18 protein-coding genes and 1 pseudogene are annotated in these 20,757 nt (G+C 71.9%); 10 read left to right on the top strand and 9 right to left on the bottom strand.

The genetic code is table 11. The annotated features are described in order from the left end of the window. Window positions 1-210: 210 nt before the first annotated feature. On the bottom strand, window positions 211-786 hold the full coding sequence (locus tag J7F03_RS28190; protein ID WP_214954329.1) for a hypothetical protein: 576 nt from the start codon (window positions 784-786) through the stop codon (window positions 211-213). A gap of 291 nt (window positions 787-1,077) precedes the next feature. Between J7F03_RS28190 and J7F03_RS28185 the strand changes: the two genes are divergently transcribed. Further along, window positions 1,078-1,638: a DUF4232 domain-containing protein gene (locus J7F03_RS28185; protein ID WP_214954326.1), complete on the top strand. Its 561-nt coding sequence runs from the start codon at window positions 1,078-1,080 to the stop codon at window positions 1,636-1,638. A gap of 37 nt (window positions 1,639-1,675) precedes the next feature. Here the strand turns inward: J7F03_RS28185 and J7F03_RS28180 are convergent, their stop codons facing one another. The 5 genes and pseudogenes from J7F03_RS28180 to J7F03_RS28160 form a co-directional block, all read right to left on the bottom strand. After that, the gene (locus J7F03_RS28180) at window positions 1,676-2,029 is read right to left on the bottom strand and encodes a UBP-type zinc finger domain-containing protein (RefSeq protein ID WP_214954324.1); all 354 of its coding nucleotides are present in this window, start codon (window positions 2,027-2,029) and stop codon (window positions 1,676-1,678) included. Then, complete coding sequence (locus tag J7F03_RS28175) at window positions 2,026-3,519, bottom strand: ATP-binding protein (protein ID WP_214954322.1); 1,494 nt, start codon at window positions 3,517-3,519, stop codon at window positions 2,026-2,028. Before J7F03_RS28175 ends, J7F03_RS28180 begins: the two co-directional genes overlap by 4 nt. Further along, window positions 3,516-4,812: pseudogene (locus J7F03_RS28170) on the bottom strand (FAD-dependent oxidoreductase). Before J7F03_RS28170 ends, J7F03_RS28175 begins: the two are co-directional and overlap by 4 nt. A gap of 158 nt (window positions 4,813-4,970) precedes the next feature. Next, window positions 4,971-6,191, bottom strand: a complete 1,221-nt coding sequence (locus tag J7F03_RS28165) for an anhydro-N-acetylmuramic acid kinase (protein ID WP_214954358.1) — start codon at window positions 6,189-6,191, stop codon at window positions 4,971-4,973. A gap of 5 nt (window positions 6,192-6,196) precedes the next feature. Then, on the bottom strand, window positions 6,197-7,516 hold the full coding sequence (locus J7F03_RS28160) for an MFS transporter (RefSeq protein WP_214954320.1): 1,320 nt from the start codon (window positions 7,514-7,516) through the stop codon (window positions 6,197-6,199). A 205-nt stretch (window positions 7,517-7,721) separates the two neighbouring features. Between J7F03_RS28160 and J7F03_RS28155 the strand changes: the two genes are divergently transcribed. The 5 genes from J7F03_RS28155 to J7F03_RS28135 all read left to right on the top strand — a co-directional run bounded on the left by J7F03_RS28155 (window position 7,722) and on the right by J7F03_RS28135 (window position 12,994). After that, window positions 7,722-8,339 carry a TOPRIM nucleotidyl transferase/hydrolase domain-containing protein gene (locus J7F03_RS28155; RefSeq protein WP_214954317.1) on the top strand — a complete coding sequence of 206 codons (618 nt, stop codon included), beginning with the start codon at window positions 7,722-7,724 and terminating at the stop codon, window positions 8,337-8,339. Between the two features lie 170 nt (window positions 8,340-8,509). Further along, window positions 8,510-9,046 (top strand): NUDIX hydrolase family protein, encoded by a 537-nt coding sequence (locus J7F03_RS28150; protein ID WP_214954314.1) that lies wholly within the window; start codon window positions 8,510-8,512, stop codon window positions 9,044-9,046. Between the two features lie 953 nt (window positions 9,047-9,999). Beyond that, a complete protein-coding gene (locus J7F03_RS28145) occupies window positions 10,000-11,067 on the top strand; it encodes an AraC family transcriptional regulator ligand-binding domain-containing protein (RefSeq protein ID WP_214954312.1) in 1,068 nt (355 codons plus the stop codon). 321 nt (window positions 11,068-11,388) lie between these two features. After that, window positions 11,389-11,925 carry a hypothetical protein gene (locus J7F03_RS28140; RefSeq protein WP_214954310.1) on the top strand — a complete coding sequence of 179 codons (537 nt, stop codon included), beginning with the start codon at window positions 11,389-11,391 and terminating at the stop codon, window positions 11,923-11,925. Between the two features lie 79 nt (window positions 11,926-12,004). After that, a complete protein-coding gene (locus J7F03_RS28135) occupies window positions 12,005-12,994 on the top strand; it encodes an LD-carboxypeptidase (RefSeq protein WP_214954308.1) in 990 nt (329 codons plus the stop codon). Window positions 12,995-13,013: 19 nt separating this feature from the next. Here J7F03_RS28135 and J7F03_RS28130 read toward each other — a convergent pair whose 3' ends face one another. The 3 genes from J7F03_RS28130 to J7F03_RS28120 all read right to left on the bottom strand — a co-directional run bounded on the left by J7F03_RS28130 (window position 13,014) and on the right by J7F03_RS28120 (window position 15,580). Next, window positions 13,014-14,918: a DUF2264 domain-containing protein gene (locus J7F03_RS28130; protein WP_214954306.1), complete on the bottom strand. Its 1,905-nt coding sequence runs from the start codon at window positions 14,916-14,918 to the stop codon at window positions 13,014-13,016. Window positions 14,919-14,989: 71 nt separating this feature from the next. Continuing rightward, complete coding sequence (locus tag J7F03_RS41405; RefSeq protein ID WP_308380000.1) at window positions 14,990-15,256, bottom strand: hypothetical protein; 267 nt, start codon at window positions 15,254-15,256, stop codon at window positions 14,990-14,992. A 42-nt stretch (window positions 15,257-15,298) separates the two neighbouring features. Continuing rightward, window positions 15,299-15,580, bottom strand: a complete 282-nt coding sequence (locus J7F03_RS28120; protein ID WP_214954304.1) for a hypothetical protein — start codon at window positions 15,578-15,580, stop codon at window positions 15,299-15,301. 137 nt (window positions 15,581-15,717) lie between these two features. Between J7F03_RS28120 and J7F03_RS28115 the strand changes: the two genes are divergently transcribed. From J7F03_RS28115 to J7F03_RS28100, 4 genes are all read left to right on the top strand, one after another. Next, on the top strand, window positions 15,718-16,509 hold the full coding sequence (locus J7F03_RS28115; protein WP_214954302.1) for an aminotransferase class IV: 792 nt from the start codon (window positions 15,718-15,720) through the stop codon (window positions 16,507-16,509). A 319-nt stretch (window positions 16,510-16,828) separates the two neighbouring features. Further along, on the top strand, window positions 16,829-18,811 hold the full coding sequence (locus J7F03_RS28110; RefSeq protein WP_308379999.1) for a calcium-binding protein: 1,983 nt from the start codon (window positions 16,829-16,831) through the stop codon (window positions 18,809-18,811). A gap of 455 nt (window positions 18,812-19,266) precedes the next feature. After that, a complete protein-coding gene (locus J7F03_RS28105) occupies window positions 19,267-20,064 on the top strand; it encodes a thymidylate synthase (protein ID WP_214954297.1) in 798 nt (265 codons plus the stop codon). Next, window positions 20,061-20,570 carry a dihydrofolate reductase gene (locus tag J7F03_RS28100; protein WP_214954295.1) on the top strand — a complete coding sequence of 170 codons (510 nt, stop codon included), beginning with the start codon at window positions 20,061-20,063 and terminating at the stop codon, window positions 20,568-20,570. Before J7F03_RS28105 ends, J7F03_RS28100 begins: the two co-directional genes overlap by 4 nt. The last annotated feature ends 187 nt before the right edge of the window (window positions 20,571-20,757 follow it).

Below are 20,757 nucleotides of genomic sequence, written 5' to 3'. Positions count from 1 at the left end.
AGGTGGGGTGCTCCGACGCTTGCGCGGCACACGCCGTACCGGTGACGAAGGCCAGGGAGACCGCCGCCAGGATGAGCGGACGCTGCCAGGAAGTCGTGAACATGGGATTTCTCCGTTGCCGTGATCAAGGGGGGTGGGGGGATGAGAAGGGGGTGGGAGGTGGGGGTGGAGGCCCTGAAGGCCTCCACCCCGTCGAGCCGGATCCGGCGCTTAGAAGGGGAACTTGAACCCGAGGCCGAGGCCTCCGGGCCCGCCGTCACCACCGGCGCCGCCGATCTTGCCGTTGCCGCCGTCACCGGCCGCGCCGCCGGCGCCACCGTCGTTCAGGCTGTCGCCGCCACGGCCGCCGTTGCCGCCGTTGCCGCCCTTGTCCCTGCCGTCACCGCCGCCACCGCCGGCTCCGGCGTCGCCGCCCTGCTCGAAGACGCCGATGCCGCCGTTGCCGCCGCCGCCGCCGTTGCCGCCGACCTTGCCCTCGCCGCCGCCACCGCCGCCGCCACCGCCGCCACCGGTCCTCCAACCGAAGCCGCCGTCGCCGCCGACGCCGCCGTCGCCGCCCTTGCCCTTGACGCTGGCCCCACCGGCACCGCCGGAGCCGCCGCCGCCGCCGACCTCGCCGGCGCCGCCCTTACCGCCTGCGCCGCCCTTGCCTCCGTCGGTCGGGAGGGCCGTGGCCACGTGGCCGGGCATCGGAGCCGCCGTCGCCACGGAGGCCGGAAGGACGATCCCTCCACCGATCACAGCAATGGAAGCGGCCAGCGTCGCGAAACGAATCTTGCGGTTCATGATGGTCTCCTAGGTGATGAACAATTGAGGTGCCCCGGGGATTCGGGACGGTGCGGTGATATCGGGGAGAGGAGGAAGCCTCCGGGAGGAGGTCTTCCGTCTCTGCCCTGTTGCCTCGTTCCGTTTCCGGTGAAGCCTTTCCGCTCCATAAGTAAGCCCCGGCGGGCACACCCCGGTCACGTTCCGGACATTCGGGACTTGACGCACCCCAAGGCGCCGGGTAAAAGGGCCCGCGCGTCGGGGATGCGCGGCCGGAGTGAGCGGGATTCCCGCGAACCGTGAGGAGACTCCATGACGGGCGCAACGCGAGGCGGCGCGGCCTGGGCCCCGGCTCTTCGGCTCGTGGTGGGTGCCGTGACCTTCGGCCTGCTGTCGGCCGTGGGTACGGCCGCGGCGGCGCAGGAGACGGCCGGGGAGCGGGCGGGCGCCGTGCCCTCCTGTACGAGCGAGCAGCTCATCGCGGACAGCGCTCAGCGGATCGGGACCGGCCAGGTCCGGATCTCCCTGATCAACGACGGTCCGAAGGCGTGCGTCCTGAAGGGATACCCCACCGTGGCCCTCGCCGGTCAGGGCTCGCCGGACCGCCACAAGCCCCTGAACGTGGTCCGTCAGGGCCAGGCGCGCGCCGTGCATCTGCCGGTCGGCGGCCGGGCCTGGACTCAGCTCACCTTCGCCCCGGTGCTGGGCGAGGCAGGCGGGTACTGCTCCTCCGGCGCCGAGCCGACCGTGGCGCCCTCGATGGTGCTGGGCGTGGGACGGGGCGGGCTCCAGCTGGCGCCCGACGACGGCGGGAACTTCGCACTGTGCGGCACCAGCGTGCGGGCCACGGCCTTCCGCGGCAGCACTTCCTGACCTGGTCGGCTCCGGGGCTGCCCTCGGCTGGGCCCGGTCAGCCGTGCAGCAGCCGCGCCCAGTCCTGCGGGACCCGGCCGGACGGTCCCGGCGCCGGCTGGTCGGCCGGGTGGCCGGCCGGCGGTGTCAGCTCGGGTCCGGACTCGTACAGCTCGTTGCCGGCGTAGTCCCAGAACCAGTCCTCGCCCGGTTCGGGGCTCTGCACCAGGGGATGGCCGGTGGAGTTCCAGTGGGCGGTGGCGTGCTGGGCGGGCGAGGAGTCGCAGCAGCCGATGTGGCCGCACTGGGCGCAGCGCCGCAGGTGGAACCACCAGCCGCCCGCCGCGTCGCACTCGACGCAGCCGGTGCCGGTGGGCGGGGCGCTCGGGTCGACTCCGTCGATGCCGGTCATACGGACTCCTCGGTGCTCTCGTTTCCGGGCTCGGTATCCGTATCGGTATCGGTATCGGTATCCGGGGCGGTCAGCGGCAGCAGTACCTGGAAACGGGTGTCGCCCGGTGCGGACTCGACCTGGAGGCTCCCGTGGTGCTTGCTGACGACGATCCTCCAGGAGATGTCCAGGCCGAGACCGGTGCCCTCGCCGACCGGCTTGGTGGTGAAGAAGGGATCGAAGATGCGGCTGCGGATGTCCGCCGGGATACCGGGCCCGGTGCCCCGGAACTCGACCAGCAGCCGGTCTCCCTCCCGTGCGGTGCGGACCGTCAGCGTGCCGTCGCGGCCCGTGCTCCCGATGGCGGAGACGGCGTTGTCGATGAGGTTGGTCCACACCTGGTTGAGTTCCGCCGGGTACGCGGGCACGTCCGGCACGGAGCGGTCGTACTCCTTGACCACCTGGATCCTGGGGCCGATCTTGCCCGAGAGCATGAGCAGGGTGCTGTCGAGGAGCTCGTGGACGTCGACGACCCGGTGCGGGGCCCGGTCGAGCTGCGAGTACTGCTTGGCGGCGTCCACGAGGTGGGAGATACGGGTGGTGGAGTCGTCGATCTCGTCCATCAGCAGTTCGGTCTCGACCGTGTAGTTGAGCCAGCCGATGGCCCCCGGCAGGAGGTCCTCGGCCACGGTCGCGGCGACGTGCTCCAGCCAGTCCGTGTCCAGGCCGGCCTGGACGAAGGTCGGTGCGATCCGCCAGCCTTCGGCGATGCCGTGGTCCTCGAGCCAGTCGGCGAGCTCGTCCTCCCGGTCGGACGCCTCCAGAGGGCTCAACACCGGTGCCTTGGCGACGCGTTCGGCGGTGCGTTCCTGGATCTCGATGAGGTCGGCGAGTGCCTCGCGCGAGTAGTTGCCCTGGGCGATGTGGGCCAGCTTGTGCCGCATCTTGCCCACGCGTTCGCGCAGCGCCGCGGTGGCCCGGACCGCCGCCGCGGCCGGGTTGTTGAGTTCGTGGGTGAGCCCGGCGGACAACGAGCCGAGGGCCAGCAGCCGCTCACGCTGTCCGATGGCCTGCTGGGTGCTCCTCGATCCGAAGAAGAGCCCCTCCAGCAGGTGCGCGGCCATCGGGAACCATTCCCGCATGACGTCCGCGAAGGACTGCGCGGGCAGCACGAAGAACCGTGTCGGCTCGGTGACCCGCATCGAGTTGTTGTACGTCTGCGGCACGCGGTCGCCCAGGTAGGCCTGCATGGCCCCCGCGTACACCCCGCGCTGCGAGGTCCGGCCCACCTCCACGTCGTCGCCGCCGACCCGGCGGGACAGTACGACGGTGCCCTCGATCATCACGTAGAAGCAGGTCGCCGGGTCTCCCTCGGTGTACACGGGACCGGCTTCGAAACGCTCCGTCCGCCCCTCGGCGCACAGCCGCCCGAGCTGCTCCGGGGAGAGCTTCTCGAACAGGAACAGCGAAGCGATCTCCTGCGGGCTGCAGGGCATGACCTGCCCGGTCACGACTGCTCCAGATACCGGTGGACGAGCATCACTGCCATGGCTCCCTCTCCGACGGCGGACGCGACGCGCTTCGCCGACCGGGCGCGCGCGTCGCCCGCCACGAACACGCCGGGAATGTTGGTCTCCAGGTGGTAGGGCGGGCGGTCCAGCTCCCATTCGGCGGGCGGCCGTCCGTCCGGGGTGAGGTCGGGCCCTGCCAGGATGAAGCCGTGCTCGTCGCGCAGCACCGTACCGTCCAGCCAGTCGGTCAGCGGGGCCGCGCCGATGAAGACGAACATCCACTGGGTGTCGACGAGTTCGGTCGCACCGCTCCGCACGTCCCGCAGCGTGAGCTGCTCCAGGTGCCCGTCGCCGTGCGCCGCCTCGACGACGGTCCGGGGCCGCACCGTGATGTTCGGCGCCGCCTCGATCTGCTGGATCAGGTAGTACGACATCGACGCGGTCAGGGACTCCCCGCGCACCAGCAGGGTCACCGACTTCGCGCCCCGCGCCAGATACATCGCCGCCTGTCCGGCGGAGTTGGCGCCGCCGACGATGTACACGTCCTGCTCCAGGCAGGCGGACGCCTCGGTGAGCGAGGAGCCGTAGTACACCCCGCAGCCGGTCAGGTCGTCGCAGCCCGGCGCCCGGAGCTGCCGGTAGGACACTCCGGTGGCCAGGATGACGCTGTGCGCGGCGATCGCCGAGCCGTCGGAGAAGCCGGTGTCCGTCGGCCCCGGCCGCCTCCAGCAGTCGCTGTCCCTCCGGCTCGTCGCAGGAGTACCAGCGGTACGGCACCTGGTTGCGGGCCAGGAACTCCCGCACGCTCGATGAACGCGCCGACCAGCGGTGCCCGACCACCTTGGTGGCGGGTACCGGCCGGTAGTCGCTGGAGCGCCAGGCCGCCAGCAGGTCGTCCAGGACCGGGTAGAGCTTCTCCTCCGGCGGGTCCCACGGCTTGAGCAGGTAGTGGTCGAGGTCGACGACGTTGATCGCGTCGATCGCCGCGTTGGTGTCGGCATACGCGGTCAGCAGCACGCGCCGCGCGCCCGGGTACACGTGCAGGGCCTGTTCGAGGAACTCGATGCCGTTCATCTGCGGCATGCGGTAGTCGGCGAGGATCACGGCCACCAGGTCGCCCCGCAGCTTCAGCTCGCGCAGCGCCTGAAGCGCGGACTCGCCGGACTCGGCGCGCACGATCCGGTACCCGGAGCCGTAGCGGCGCCGCAGGTCACGGGCGATGGCACGGGACACTCCCGGGTCGTCGTCCACGGTCAGGATGACGGTCCGCGCTGTGTCGGCGACCTCTGCCATACGCCTCCCCGCCCCGAGCGGCCTGGGCTGGCGGCGCGGGGAGCCGCCCGCACCCGGTTCCGCCCATCGTATGTTCGATCGTCCGGGTCCGCTTCGGGACACCCGTGGCCCGCGCACCGCGCGTACACGGCCGGACGCGGCCCGATCTCGCGCCCTCCTCACATCGGGGCGGGCGTGACGCGAACGGTCAGGCGCGTGGGCGCCGTCGGCAGCGGCTCCGGCAGGCGCAGGCCCGCTCCGCCGGGCGTGACCGAGCCGAGGACGCTCGCGCGCCCGGCACCGGTACAGGAAGGGACCGTGCCGGGCAGACCGTGCGCGGTGAGCCAGCCCAGGACGGCGAAGGCGTACGCCTCCTTCGTGCCCGACGGCAGTCCCAGCTCGTCCGACGTCCGCAGTGGTACGCCTCCGTCGGATCCGGCGAGCTCCTCCCGCAGCCACCGCATCAGTACCGGGTTGCGGGTCCCGCCGCCCGACGCGATCACTTCCGTCGCCCCGAAGGGCCGTACGGCGTCGGCGACGGTCCGCGCCGTGAGCCGGGTCAGGGTGGCGACGACGTCCTCGGCGGACAGCGGCCCGCACACGCCCAGCGCCGCACGCAGATAGGGCAGGTGGAACAGTTCCTTGCCCGTCGTCTTCGGCGCCGGCATGCCGTAGTACGGCTCGTCCAACAGCTGTCGCAGCAGCCGCGGATGCACGCTTCCCCGTGCGGCGAGCGCGCCGTCCACGTCCATGGAGTACGCCCCGCCCAAGGCGTCGCGCCCTGCCAGCTCCCGTACCGCCGCGTCGATCAGCGCATTGGCGGGCCCGGTATCGAAGGCGAGCGGTTCGCCACCACCCACCCCGTCCGGAACCACCGTCACGTTCCCGATTCCGCCCAGGTTGAGCGCCACGGGCACCCCCGGCCGCCCCCGCAGCCACATGACGTCGACGACGCTCACCAGGGGCGCGCCCTGACCCCCGGCGGCCACATCCCGCGTACGGAAGCCGGAGACGACGGGGCGGCCGGTCGCCTCGGCGATCCAGGCCGGCTCGCCGATCTGGAGCGTGCCGTGCACCCGGCCGGCCTCGGCCCAGTGGTAGACGGTCTGCCCGTGCGAGGCCATCAAGTCGGCGCGTCCGTCGCACAGTTCGAGGTCGGCCCGGACCGCCGCCTCGGCGAATGCCTGTCCGATGCGCGTGTCGAGCCGGCACACCGTGGCCAGATCCGTCCCGGCGGGCGGCAGTGCCCCGGCCAGCTCCGCCCGCAGATCGTCGCCGTACACCGTGCTGATCATGCCCAGCGGCGTGAGCACCAGCGTGTCCCCGTCCAGAGCCAGGTCGGCGGCAGCCGCGTCGATGGCGTCGTACGACGTGCCGGACATCAGCCCGACCACCCGCAGGGCGCTCACCGCAGCGCCCGCTCGTGGTCGTCGCCACGCAGCGTCAGCAGCGCGACGGCGCTGACCGCGCAGGCGGCCGCGGCGTAGTACGCGGGAACGTCGACGTCCCCGGTCCACTCGACGACCTCGGTGATGATCAGCCCCGCACAGCCGGAGAACACGGCGTTGGACAGCGCGTACGCCAGCCCGAGCCCCGTGTAGCGCACCGTGGTCGGGAACATCTCGGCCAGCATCGCGGGCCCGGGCCCCGCCATCAGCCCGACGGCGGCCCCCGCCGCGAAGAGCGCCGCCCCCTTCGCGTACACCGGCGCACCGGTGTCCTGCACCAGGTGCAGGAGCGGCAGCGCGAGCACGGCGACCAGCAGCGCTCCGGCCAGCATCACCGGCCGCCGCCCGATCCGGTCGCTCACCGTGCCGGCCGGCAGGATCGACGCCGCGAACCCGAGGTTCGCCAGGACGGTCGCGACCAGCGCCTGCTGGAACGTCGCGTTCAGCGTGCTCTGGAGGTACGAGGGCAGCACCACCAGGAAGGTGTAGCCGGCCGCCGACCACCCCATGAGCCGCCCGGCGCCCAGCGCGACCGCCCTGACCGTCTCTCCGGCGGGCGGCCGGCGCACGGGTTCGCCGCTCTCGCCGACGGCCGACGCGAAGGCGGGTGTTTCGTCCAGGCGCAACCGCAGCCACAGCGCGACGAATCCGAGCGGCAGCGTCAGCAGGAAGGGCACCCGCCAGCCCCACCCGTTCAGCTGCGAGGTGGTCAGTACGGTCGCCAGGAGCGCCGCCATGCCGGCGCCCGCGAGCAGGCCGAGCGACACCGTGAACGACTGCCACGCCCCGTACCGCCCGCGGCGGCCGGGGGGCGCGCACTCCGTCATGAGCGACACCGCTCCCCCGAACTCCCCGCCCGCCGACAGCCCTTGCAGGATCCGCAGCAGCGTCAGCAGCCACGGTGCGGCAGCACCGATGGACTCGTACGTCGGCAGCGCGCCGATGAGCGTCGTGGCGCCGGTCATCAGGCAGATGACCAGGACGAGCGTCGGCCGTCGGCCGATCCGGTCACCGAGGCGCCCGAACACGGCCGCCCCGACGGGCCGGAAGAAGAACGCGAGGGCGAACGACGCGTACGTCTTGACGAGCGCCTCCACGTCGCTGCCGCCCTCGGGGGTGAAGAAGTGCGCCGCGATGACGGTGGCGAAGTAGCCGTAGACGCCGAACTCGTACCACTCGATGAAGTTGCCGACGGACCCCGCCACCAGTGCCCGACGGGAGCCGGCCGGCCGGGCTGTCACAGGAGAGCGGATCGGATCGGGGGCGGCTGAGAGCATGGGGCAAGCGTGCTGACGGGGAGGCGGCTCCACAAGTTCCGTCCGCCATCTGCCGTACGTCCGACCTCTTGGAACGGCGGGGGCGGACTGCACCTTGCGGCAGCTTCCTCCTTGCTCCGGACCGCCGGGCCCGATGCCCACCGCCGATCGACGCGCCGGGGAATATTCCTTACCGTGGCAGCCGGAAAAGGCGGAGACTCCTCTCATGGCCGACATGGGGGCGTTCCGGGAGACGGTGACCGCCTGGGCCGCCGGTGGCCCCGGCGGGCCCGCGCACGAGCTGGCCGCACGGCTGCCCGTCCGGGCCGTCGTCCTGCTCGAAGGGCCGAGCGACGCCGCGGCGGTCGACGCGCTGGCCGCGAGCCGCGGCCGGAACCTGGCGGCCGAAGGAGTCTGCGTCCTGCCGATGGGCGGCGCGATGAGCGTCGGACGTTTCGCCGGCCTCCTCGGGCCACCCGGCCTGGGTCTGCGCCTCACGGGACTGTGCGATGAGGCGGAGCGCGGCTACTACGACCGCGGCTTGGAACGGGCCGGTGCGGCACAGCACGGGTTCTTCGTCTGCGCGGCCGATCTGGAAGAAGAGCTCATCCGCGCGCTGGGCGTGACACGGGTGGAGGAGCTCGTCCGGGCGGAGGGCGACATACGCGCCCTCCAGACCTTCATGCGCCAGCCCGCACAGCAGGGCCGCACCGCACAGCAGCAGCTGCGGCGCTTCCTCGGCACGAAGAAGGGGCGCAAGATCCGCTACGGCCGCGTCCTCGTCGAGGCCCTCGACCCCGACCGCGTACCGGCGCCACTCGACGACCTGCTCACGAGCCTCTGACCCTTGACCCGTGGGCGATGTCCGTCTCGGCCGCCGCGCCCGCATGCCCACCGCTCTGTGGTCCGGCCAGGCAGTTCGGCCACTCCGTGGGGCACCACTGGACGCATGCGCGTATCGGATTCGGCCCGTGGATCCTGGCGGCCGCCACACCCGGAAAGTATGATCAAGCAATGTCTGACACGACCGAGACCACGCCCGGCTGGCTGACCACGGATGAGCTGGAACTGGCCAGGGCACGGATGCCGATCCTGTACGTGGAGGCCGTGCCCGTGCGCGTGGACCACAGCGGCGAAGTCACCAGCATCGGGCTACTGCTGCGCATCGGTCCGGACGGAACGGTCAGCCGAACCCTGGTGTCCGGCCGCGTCCTGCACCACGAGCGGGTCCGTGACGCGCTGCTGCGCAACCTGGAGAAGGACCTCGGCCCGGTGGCCCTGCCCCGCGTCCCCGCCTCCCTGCAGCCCTTCACGGTCGCCGAGTACTTCCCCACGGCGGGCATCACCTCGTACCACGACCCGCGCCAGCACGCGGTGTCCCTCGCCTACATCGTGCCGGTGTCCGGCGACTGCCGGCCCCGGCAGGACGCGCTGGACCTGGTCTGGTTCAGCCCGGAGGAAGCAGCCTCCCAAGCCGTGCAGAGCGAGATGCCGGGCGGACAGGGCGTACTGCTGAAGCAGGCGCTCGCACATGCGGGACATGCCTACTGAGTCGTTCTCCCAGCGCCGCCGGGGCCTCACGACCGACCGCGGCGGCTCCGGTGCACCTGCGTCACCTCCGGGAGGGACCCGGCCTGCCCGGATCGTGTGCCGGGTCGTCTTCGGGCGCCAGGCCGAGTATGTCCAGCAGCAGCGCCAGATCTCCGGGGTCGGCGGCGCGTGAAGCGACAGCGCGGCGCGCCGCCGCCCGGTCCGTGGTCCCGGAGCACGCCAGGAGAGCCAGCTCGTCACAGCCAAAGGGATCCTTCACCTCGCCGATCCCACCATGGCGGCGCGCCATGTGCAGCCGGACTGCTCCACCTGCCCCGCGGGCCGCCCCGGGGCGGCCCGGCCGCCCGTACGCATTCGGGTGGCCGGTTCCCGTACAGGTGAATGCCGCCGCGGCTGAGCCTGCCGTCCCCGCGTCGACGTGCCCTCGCTCATGACGTGGCACGCCCAGCGGCAGATCGGCTCGTGCCAGGAGGCAGGGGCGCGACGGATGGCGGCGATGGTGGGGACCGGGTTCCGGGTGAGGAAGTCGAGGTGCCGAACCGGACTGGTCAGCTGAGAAGCGCAGGCCATGCCTTCGGCGCCCCAGCTCCACTCCGGCCGCAACCTCCCGCGCGGAGCACAGGAGGTGACCCCGTTTCACAGGATCCTGAGGCCCCCCACCCCCGTGGGGGGGCTGCGATCCGGTCGGGACCTCCCGTGCTCCGCGCCGGAGATGACCCCGTTCCACGGGGTCACGACTGACACGACCGACACGGCCTTCACCGCATCCCGCCGTCCGCACCGTGCGCGATGATCACCACGCTATGGCCGAGAAGATCGCCCGGCCCCTGACAGCACGCGCCAGCAAGGGGACCGACCACGCCACAGGCGGACCTTCCACGCCATGATGGGGACACCAGGCGCCAAACCCCGACGATGACCTGGTAATTCGTGCTGGTCTATGCTCTGCCCCTGTGGTCTCGCATGCACATCAGGGGACAACCTCCTCCGCCCTCACCCGTCTGAGCGTCAACGTCGCGCGGCTGCTCGGCATACCCCCGCACGGATACGCGCACCTGCTGGGGCTGGCTCCCGAGCACCTCAACGACGACCTGTGCCGCACCCCCGCGGCCACGAGCATCCGCATCGCGGAACTCACGACAGTCCACGCGCCCTGGACCGAGATGTCCGTGCTGCTGGCACAGCAGTCGAGCATCGGCAGCCTCGGGGTCTGGGACTACCTGATCACCTCCGCGCCCACACCGCTCGAAGGGATCCGGGACGCCTCGGCCTACTTCGCCACCGTCGCCGACATCGGTACGGACAACCTCCGGATCACCGAGGACGGCGAACACGTCACCATCAGCCATGTCAACGAGGCCGATCTGACCTACGAGGCCGCGTGCGCCATCCGCGCCTACGCGCTCGGCCTGTACCAGCGCCGGCTCAGCGAAGCCGCGCGACAGCGCCTCATTCCCCTCCGCGTCTCCCTGGCCGCCAAGGCGCCCCGCCGGCACCACGCCCTGACCGAGCTGTACGGCACCCGCGGCATCGAGTTCGAAGCGCCGGCCAGCTCGATCACCTTCCTCGCCTCCGACCTGAACACCCCGACACCACACGCCCAACCCGGCCTGTCGACCGTTCTCAGAAGACACGCCGACCAGACCCTCGCCACGGCGATCCCGCTGCACAACTGGCTGGACCTCTTCCGTACCGCCCTGGCCTCCGCCCACGACGAGACCACGCCCACGCTGTCCGCGGTGGCGGGGCGCATGACCGTCAGCCCGCGAACCCTCCAGCGCCGCCTGGACGAACACGGCACGACGTGGAGCCACGAGGTCGAAACCGTACGTCGAGACCACGTCACGCGGCTGCTGCACGGCACGGACCTCAGCGTCGAATCGGTAGCCACCCGGAGCGGTTACGCCGATGCCCGTGCCCTGCGCCGGGCGGTCCAGCGCTGGTACGGGACCACACCCGCCACCCTGCGCCGCACCGGCCGCCCGGACAGTGGCGCGACAGGCCTCCCGAACATCGGGTAGGGCGCTCGCGGCTCCACCGCCGGCGCTGTCAGCCGCGTCTCGCCGGCCCGCCAACGGGCCCTCGTTGGTCTCGCGTTGGTCGCCGGTTGGCCGTCTCCGACAGCCTCAAGGCGTACCGGAACACCGGTCCATGAGAGACGGAGACCAAGTCATGAACTTCAAGCGATCGCTCGTCGCCCTCGGCATGGCGGCAGGAGTGGCCCTCGGCGCGGCGGCCGTCGCGCCGGCCGCGAGCGCCGCCCCTTCCAGGGCGTCACCTACTACTCCGAGCCGCAGCGCGCGGCCCCGCACACGGCGGAGGAGGGCCTCGTCACCGCCTGCATGGAGCGACGGGGCTTCACCTACCACCCCCAGCCGCCGGCCACCGGAAACCGCGTCGCCGACATCAATCCGTACGGGCTGCTCACCGTCGCGCAGGCGGTCGACGACGGGTACGGGATCACCAGCACCGCGCTGGCCGTGAAACCGCCGGCGGACGCCAACGCCGGCGAGAGCGCGAACGACAGCTGGAAGGACGCTCTGCTGGGCACCCCGGCCCACCGCGTGGATCTGCGGATGCCGATGGAGCGGCAGTTCTACTACCACTCGGACTCCTGCGTCAGCGACGCCAAGTCCCGGCTCTTCGGGCCGGAGCACTACAAGCTCTACAACACCTTCCAGGTCCTGGGCGACGCCGTGGTCGACAAGGCCCGGGCCGACCCTCGTTACCTCGCGGCGCAGGACTCCTGGCGCACCTGCATGAAGGACGCGGGAACGGAGGCGGGCACGCTCGGCGAGCCACGGACCTCGGTGGACCAGCGGCTCGGGCGGGCCGGTCAGGACCCGGCCGAGATCCACGCCGTCGCCGGTGTCGAGTGACCCGTCGGTTGATCGAGGAGGCGGAATAGCGGCGATGCCGGCGCGGTTGTCCGCCGTTGTCGATCAACCAGGAGGTTTTATGTCTACGGTCCTTCGTCCGCGCGCGCTGCGTTTCGGCGACCTCGTCGTGGTCGCCGCCCCCTCGGGCCGGCTCGAGCCGGGTGAGGAGCCGCTCCTCGCCCGCGGTGTGGCGATATTGGAGCGGATGGGTTTCCGTGTGCGGGTCAGCCCGATGGTCGACCCGGCGCGGAGCCGCTGGTGGGCGTCGGGCGCTCCGGCGGAACAGGCTGCCGAGCTCAATGCCCTGCTCCGGGATCCGGAGGTGCGGGCCATCGTCGCTCACACCGGTGGTCAGACGACGATCGGCTATCTCGATCTGATCGACCTGGACGCGGTCCGGGCAGACCCGAAGCCGATCCTCGGCTACAGCGACATCTCGCTGCTGCACATGGCGTTGCACGCCAAGACCGGTCTCGTCGGCTTCCACGCCGACATCGCCACCCACGGATTCGGCAGCGACTGGTACACGCTGGGCGACGAGGCCCGTCGCAGCGAGCTCGTCGACCTCTACACCCGTGTGCTCACCAAGGACGAGGCGCCAGGCGTGCTGCCGGCGCGGGGTACTTGGGAGACCTGGCAGCCGGGCCGTGCGCAGGGACCCCTGGTCGGCGGCCTGTTGAACCGCCTGGTCCAACTGCAGGCGACGCCGTTCGCGCTGCCGGCCGAACGGTTCGACGGAGCCGTCCTGTTCTGGGAGGAGGTGGAGCGGCCGGTCACGCGGATCTGGACCGACCTGCACACCCTGCGGCTGTCCGGCGTGCTGGACCGGATCGCGGGCATGGTGGTCGGCCTCCCGCGTGACGTCACGCCCTACGAGGCGGGCGGAGAGCGGGTCGGTCTGCGCGAGGTCGTTCTCGACGTCCTGGCGCAGCGGGACATCCCTGTCCTCGCCCAAGTCGACTTCGGCCACACCTCGCCGAACCTGCCGATGCCCCTCGGTGTCCGCGCGGACGTGGACGCGGACAACCGGACCCTGTCCCTGCTCGAGTCGGCAGTCGCGGAAAGCTGAGTTCACCTCGTCGGGTCGGTCAGGCTGCTTCGGCGCGGGGCAGGTGCTCCACCGCGAAGGGCTCGAAGGCGATCCGGGTCAGCGATCCGTCGTCCGCCCACCGCACCTCGACCGTATCGGTGTCCGCCCTCACCACGGTGGCCGCCTCCGAGAGGGGAGCCGGCTCCGGCTCGCCGGTGAGCGTGGCCAACGCCGCGTAGAGGGACGTTCCCCGTGCCTCGGCGACAAGGCGCGGCATTCGGGCCCACGGTGTGAAGGCGGTCCCGGCAGGCGCCCTGACTTCGTCCAGGGCGCCCCATCCGTGCAGCGGGTGGAGCCCTGAACGCAGCGGCTCCCCGGGGCCCGTGGCCCAGCCGGTCTGTTCGACGCGGGCGCCGTGCGGAGCTCCGTGAACCCGGTGTACGCGCAGTTCGTGGCGGCCCCGGACGACGGTGACGCTCTCCACGCGCAGGCCCGGGACCGTGGGCGTGCCGCCCGGGAAGACCGGCCGGTGCCAGGACGCGGCCCAGCCCCAGCCATCGCCGCCCCCGGCACCGCGGGGGTGGATGCGGCGCCGGGCACTGCGATCACCTGCCACGACCACGGCGAGGTGGTTGTCGGGGGTGTTGCCGCGCGCGGTGGGGCCGGTGCGGGTGGAGTAGGCCTGGCGGGCGTAGAGCGGGTCCTGCGCCGCCGCCGACTCGGCCTCGTCGGGCACCACGTGGTCGCTGCCGTGGTTGTGCAGGCGTACGATCCCGTCGGCGCGGGTCGTCTGGATCAACAGGCCCGGCGCGGGCAGCCCGAGCGCTCGGTCCGACACCTCGCTGGGTGCGGGTTCCTCGGTGGCCGTCCACAGCGGATGCGTCGCCGGCGCCAGCAGGCAGACGAATGCCTTCGACGCCCAATAGGGCGACGCGGGACCGGAGTAGGGCTGAAGCGTCGCTTCGTGCGGTCCGTGCCAGCCGAGGCTGAGCAGCCCGTCGCCGCCGACGGCGCCGCGGTCGAGGAAGTAACGCAGCGATCCGCTGATCAGGCGGCGCGAAGTGCCGGGGCCGAGAGGGGTGTTGCCCGTGACCGAGCCCAGGCCGACGGCGGACGCGGCGGCGAACCGGTAGGTGAGGGAGCGTCCGAAGTGGATCGGCGCCCCGTCCGCCCCGAAGAGCAGGGAGTAGCCGTCCAGGTGTGCCCGCAGCCGGTCGCCGTGCGGGGCCGCCACCCGGTCCGAGGGGTCGGCGAGATGACCGTCGAGCACCGGGTACAGGTGCAGCGCCCAGCCGTTGTAGTGGTCGAAGGCGCGGCCGTCGCCGTCGGCGTACCAGCCCTGGCCCGCGTACCAGCCCTCCAGCAGGTCGCAGGCGCGGCGGCGGACCCGGGCCGTCTCCGCGTCCGCGCGGCCCACCGATTCCAGGAATCCGGCCACGGTGTACGGGAAGAGGTACCAGTTGTTGGGGGCCGGCACATGGCGCATCGCGCCTCGCAGCCACTCCTCCGCCCGGTCCCGCACCGCGCTGTCGAGGCGGTCCCACAACCACGGCCGGGTAAGCCGGAGCCCGAGGGCAACGGAGGCCGACTCGACCATCGGCTGGCCCTGGACGTGCAGATCGCGGATGACCGGCCAGGACTCCGCGTCGTCACGGCCCGGAGTCCTGGTCCCCGCCGCCAGCCCGTCCGCGTACCGCTCCAGCCAGCCGTGCGGGTCCTCGCCGCCGGCGCCCGCGACGCGGAACGCCGCGGCGAGGAACGTGCGCGCGTACCCTTCGAGCCCGTCCGAGCGCACTCCGGAGGCGGAAGGCCGTCCCGGCAGGTCGAGCAGGGCCCCGCGCGGCGTGGCCCACCGCCAGGCCGCGTGCAGCAGCCCGTCGGCGACCGCCTCCCAGTGCGCGCGGGTGTAGCCGGTGTACGGGCTCGACTCGCGGTCTTCGGGGGGCAGTCCGGGAAGGGTCATGCGGGGATATTGATCGAATGGCCGCCTCGGGTCAATAGAGTAGATCAAGACCGATCAAAACGATCGAACGATCAGGTTCCGCGGCGGTGATCCCGGTCGGCCAGGCACACCGTGGCCTGAAGGCTCAGCACGGCGACCGTCAGCGGGGCCCGGGCCGCCAGGTGCCCGGCAACGTGCACCGTCGCGGTCCCCGCGTCCAGCAGCCCCCGCGATCCGGGCTCCACCAGCGCGGCCGCGGCGGCGCCCAGGCGGTCCTTGGTCGCTGCCTGCCACGGCTCCCGCGCCAGGAACCCCGCGTCCTCTGCTGCGCCGGGTGCACGGCGGAGCCGTGGATCCACTACACCCAGGCCGTCTCTTTCGGATCTTGCCGGGGGCTTGTGTCAGTCGGGGATTCCCGGCATGCCCCACCGGGCGTTCCTGCCCTTGACGTCGGCTCTTGGACACGTCTCGCGCCACTCCGTGAGCTTGGGGGGACGGCCCGGACGCCCGGCGAGCCGTCTGCGGTCCAAGCGCAGGCGAAGCTTCGCCGAGTCGTCGTTGACGTTGTCGTGGATCACCAGGACCCGTGCCACCGCGTGGGGGTCGCGTTCGGTGATCCGGCCGCTGGCGTGCCGCAGGTGGATCCTGGCGGGACCGCCGGCGTCACCGACGACGGTTCGCACCTCGACCAGACGCCGGCGGTCCCACGCCCAGTACCGTGTCGGCGTAACTCATCGAAGGGACATCCGGTGCGAGGGCCGGCGCCGTCCCGCGCCCCCTGTCGATCTTGTTCGGGTCGCGCTGTGACAGCATGACCCGGGTGCTGAACATAGAGATCAACGGCCGGCCCCCAGAGGTCGCGGACCTGCACCGAGTCGCCACGTGGAACTACGGGCACTTCACTTCGATGCAGGTGCGCGAAGGGTCGGTCCGTGGCCTCGACCTGCACCTGCGGAGGCTGGAGGGAGGGTCGCTCGCGCTCTTCGGCGAGGGCGTCGAGAGCGACGACGGCAGGATTCGGGAGTTGATCCGGCACGCGCTCGGCGAGGTGCGGGACGCATCGGTGAGGGTGACCGTCGTACCTGACGTCGGCGCGCCCGAAGCGGAGACCGATGTCATGGTGTCCGTGTCCGACCCCGTTGGCGATGCGCCGCGACCGGCACTGCGGGTGCGCACGGCGACGTACGAACGCGAGCTGCCGCACCTCAAGCACGCCGCGACGATGGGGCTCACCTATCAGCGGCGCCAGGCCCAAGCGGCCGGATTCGACGACGTCCTGTTCATGGGGCGCGACGGGGGCCTTCTTGAGGGATCGGTGTGGAACGTCGCGTTCTGGGACGGGCAGCAGGTCGTATGGCCCCAGGCCGACGTCCTGCCGGGCATCACCATGCAGTTGCTGCAGGGTGGCTTGACGCGGATCGGGACGCCCTGGTCGACGAGGCGTCTGACCGCGGACGACCTTCCGGCGATGCGGGCTGCCGCGGCAACCAATTCCCACTGCCCCAGCCAACCGCTGGCCAGTATCGACAAGGTGACATTCACCGACGACGACGGCGCTTTGGGAAATGCTCTCGACACCGCCTGGGCCGACATCCCCTGGGACGTGATCTGACAGCCCGGCCCGGCCCGGCCCGTCCCTGATCCCGACGTCACGTCAGCTCGCCCGACAGCCTCGAGGTACTCCGCACCCACCGGCCCGCCGCGCGCGGACCGCCGCCCAGAGCGCGCTCGCCCCGCGCGCTCCCCCGCCGGGGTGGTTCCCCTGGGTCCAGTGGGCGCAGTACGGCACGGCTCTCCGGGCCGTGGGTGGCTCCGGTACGAAGCTGTGCGCTGCTCCCCGCACGCCGCGAAGACCGGAGGTCCGTACGCCTATGATCCACGCACATCCGAGACCAGCCGAAGGGCGCCGCAGGCCGGGCAGGAGGGCCGGGGTGTCGGCCGCCGCGCTCGGTCTGGCGCTCGTACTGGCGCTGCCCGGCACCGCGCTGGCCGCCCCCGGCGATCTGGATCCCGGCTTCGGGCCCGACGGCCGGGTGACCACTGCCATCGGCGGTTACGCGGAAGGTCACGACATCGCGCGGCAGGCCGACGGCAAGCTGGTCGTGGTGGGCCTGAGCGAGGCCGGCTTCGCCCTCGGCCGCTACGACACCGACGGCAGCCTGGACACCGCCTTCGGCGGTGACGGTACGGTGACCAGCGACTTCGGCGGCGGCGCCCACGCGGCCAACGCGGTGGCGATCCAGCCCTCGGACGGGAAGATCGTCGTGGCGGGCACCACCGAGGTGATCGCGGAGGAGGGCGGTGGCTGCTGCTTCTTCTCCGTGGCCCGCTACAACACGGACGGCAGTCTGGACACCGGTTTCGGCGACGGCGGCCTGCGACGGGTCGAGGAGTTCGGCGGGTCCGCGGACGGCGCCGACGTGGCGGTGCAGCCCGACGGCAAGATCATCGCCGCGGGCAAGGGCGGAGGTGGCGGCTTCGCGCTGGTACGCCTCGACACCAACGGGAACCTGGACCCCGGTCTCGGTGGCGACGGGGCGGTGGTCGCGGGCTTCACGCCCACCTCGCCGCAGGACAGCGGCGGCATCGCCCGCGGCATGGCACTCCAGCCGGACGGCAAGATCGTCTCGGTCGGTTACGTGGGCAACACCGCCTTCGACATCGGCGTGGCCCGCTACCTGCCCAACGGCAGCCTCGACACGACCTTCAGCGGTGACGGCATGGTGACCGCGGACTTCGGCGGCACCGAGTTCGGCAACGCCGTGGCGGTGCAGCCGGACGGCAAGATCCTCGCCGCGGGTTCCGGAGGCGCCGGCTTCGCCCTGCTGCGCTACAACGCCGACGGCAGCCCCGACAGCGGTTTCGGCACCGGCGGGCGCACCTCGGTCGGCTTCCCCGGCGACGGTGGGATCGCGTACGCCATGGCGCTCCAGCAGAACGGCAAGATCGTCCTCGCCGGCCGGGCTGACGACCCGAACAGCTCCGAGGCCAACGACTTCGGCCTGGCCCGCTTCAACACCAACGGCACCGTGGACACCGGTTTCGGCGGCGACGGCTTCGTGGTCACCGGCTTCGGGGACTTCGACGAGGCCCGCGGGGTGCTCGTACAGCCGGACGGCAAGATCGTCGCGGCCGGCTACGGGGCGGGCTTCGCCTTCGCCCTCGCCCGCTACCAGGGCGGCGACGAGACCCCGCCCCAGCCGCCGAGCGCGAACCTGTCGGTGACGAAGACCGGTACGACCGCCGTGAGCATCGGCGACCGCGCCTCGTACGTGGTGACGGTCTCCAACTCCGCGAGCTCCACCGCCACCGCGACCGGCGTCACGCTGTCGGACACCCTCTCCGGAGCCGGCGTGACCCTCGTCTCGGCCGCTCCCTCGCAAGGCACCTGTACGACCACCGCGACGGGGGCCAACTGCGCCCTCGGCTCCCTGGCGCCGGGTGCGAGCGCGACGGTCAGCGTGACGACCGAGCCCAGGGCCACCGGAACGGTCACGAACACGGTCAACGTCAGCGCCGCCCAGCCGGACCCGGCGACCTCCGACAACACGGCCACCGCGACCACCCCGGTGAACAACGCCCGCGGCTGCACGATCATCGGGACCAGCGGCGCGGACACCCTGAACGGCGGATACGGCAACGACGTGATCTGCGCCCTCGGCGGCAACGACACCGTGCGCGCGAGCTACGGCAACGACACCGTGCACGGCGGCTACGGCAACGACAACCTCGACGGCGGCTTCGGCGACGACACGATGAACGGCGGTCCGGGCAACGACACCCTGACCGGCTACTACGGCAACGACCGCCTCACCACCACCGACGGCGTCTCCGGCAACGACACTGCCAACGGAGGCAGCGGCACCGACACCTGCACCACCGACACGGGCGACATCCGCATCAGCTGCCCCTGACACCCGTTTCTCCTACGGGAGCCGTCGCCGCCCCGGCGGCGACGGCTCCCGCGTCGCGAGCGACAAGGCAGCGGCGATCGATCGCACGGCGCACCGGCGTCTTGCCCGTCAGGGCTGACGCGCCCCCGTGAGAGCGGCCTCGAGGCCTCGCGGGTCATCTCGATGACGATGGCGCGTCTCGCATGTCCGCCGGAGGGTGTGCGTGCTCTTGCGCCCGGCACACGACTCCGGCCCTGCCCGGCTCGATGACGATCGCGCCGAGCCGGGGGAGCAGCTCCGCGATGGTGCCGAACACGCCACCGGCCTGCGGGCGCGACGGCCCGTGGAAGGGGGACCGGCCCAGCGCGGTGCGCGGTCACGGAGCGCGGTCACGGAGCGCGGTCACGGAGCGCGGTCACGTACGCACGAAGGCGGGGTCACGGTGCCGTACCCGCAGCCCAGTAGACTCGACGGCTGTGGCGGATACTCAGTACGAAGACTTGTTGCGTTTGGTGCTCACTTCCGGGACGGCCAAAGCCGACCGGACGGGCACGGGCACCCGGAGTGTCTTCGGGCACCAACTGCGCTACGACCTCTCGCAGGGGTTCCCGCTGGTCACCACCAAGAAGGTGCACCTCAAGTCCATCGTGTACGAGCTGCTGTGGTTCCTGCGCGGCGACTCGAACGTCGGCTGGCTGCACGAGCACGGCGTCACCATCTGGGACGAGTGGGCGGACGCGGACGGCGAGCTCGGCCCGGTCTACGGTGTGCAGTGGCGCTCCTGGCCCACCCCGGACGGCAGCCACATCGACCAGATCAGCGAGGTCCTCGACACGCTGCGCCGCGACCCGGACTCCCGCCGGATGATCGTCTCGGCCTGGAACGTCGCCGAACTGCCCGCGATGGCGCTCGCGCCGTGTCACGCCTTCTTCCAGTTCTACGTCGCCGACGGCAAGCTCTCCTGCCAGCTGTACCAGCGCAGCGCGGACCTGTTCCTCGGTGTCCCGTTCAACATCGCCAGCTACGCCCTGCTCACCCACATGGTGGCGCAGCAGGTCGGCCTCGAGCCGGGCGACTTCATCTGGACCGGCGGCGACTGCCACATCTACGACAACCACACCGAGCAGGTGACCGAGCAGCTCTCGCGCACCCCGTTCGAGTTCCCCGGACTGCGTCTGCGTCAAGCCGACTCTCTCTTCGATTACGCCTACTCCGATGTGGAAATCCTCGGCTACCAGCACCACCCCGCCATCAAGGCTCCGGTCGCGGTATGAACATCGGGCTGATCTGGGCGCAGACCACCGACGGTGTGATCGGCGCGGACAACGCGATTCCGTGGCGACTGCCTGAGGACCTGGCGCATTTCAAGGCGACCACCCTCGGCCACCCCGTGGTGATGGGGCGCAAGACGTGGGATTCGCTGCCTCCACGATTCCGTCCGCTGTCCGGCAGGCGCAACATCGTGGTGACGCGCGACCCACAGTGGGCGGCCGAGGGCGCGGAGCGTGCCGGGTCCATCGCCCACGCGCTGGAGCTCGCGGCCGAGTCGCCGGAACCGGGCGCAGCCGTCCCTGCCGAGGCATGGGTGATCGGTGGCGGTGAAATCTACCGGGCGGCCCTGGCCCACGCCGCGATGCTGTCGGTGACCGAGGTCGACTCGCCCGTGAACGGCGATACCTACGCCCCGGTACCGGACGCCACGTGGAGTCTCACCGAAGACGGCGGCTGGCGGTCCTCGACGTCCGGGCTGCGCTACCGCATCCGCAGATACACCCGGTAGCGTCCTCCGCCTTCCCGGTCCGCTCTTGTCGCAGAGCGCGGCGAGGCCGTGATCCGGGGCGGCGCTGCCCGGGGCGCCGAAGCGAACCGTGGCCCGTGAAGACCCGGGCCATCGATAGCGGGTCAAGTGAGCGGTGACGAGCCCCGCTCCATGGCGTCGCCGCGACGTCTCGTGGTGGTTCGCGGCC

Origin of the sequence: Streptomyces sp. ISL-43, from assembly GCF_018614195.1 — a bacterium.
Lineage (GTDB): Bacteria > Actinomycetota > Actinomycetes > Streptomycetales > Streptomycetaceae > Streptomyces.
This window is presented reverse-complemented; position numbering and strand designations above follow the sequence as displayed.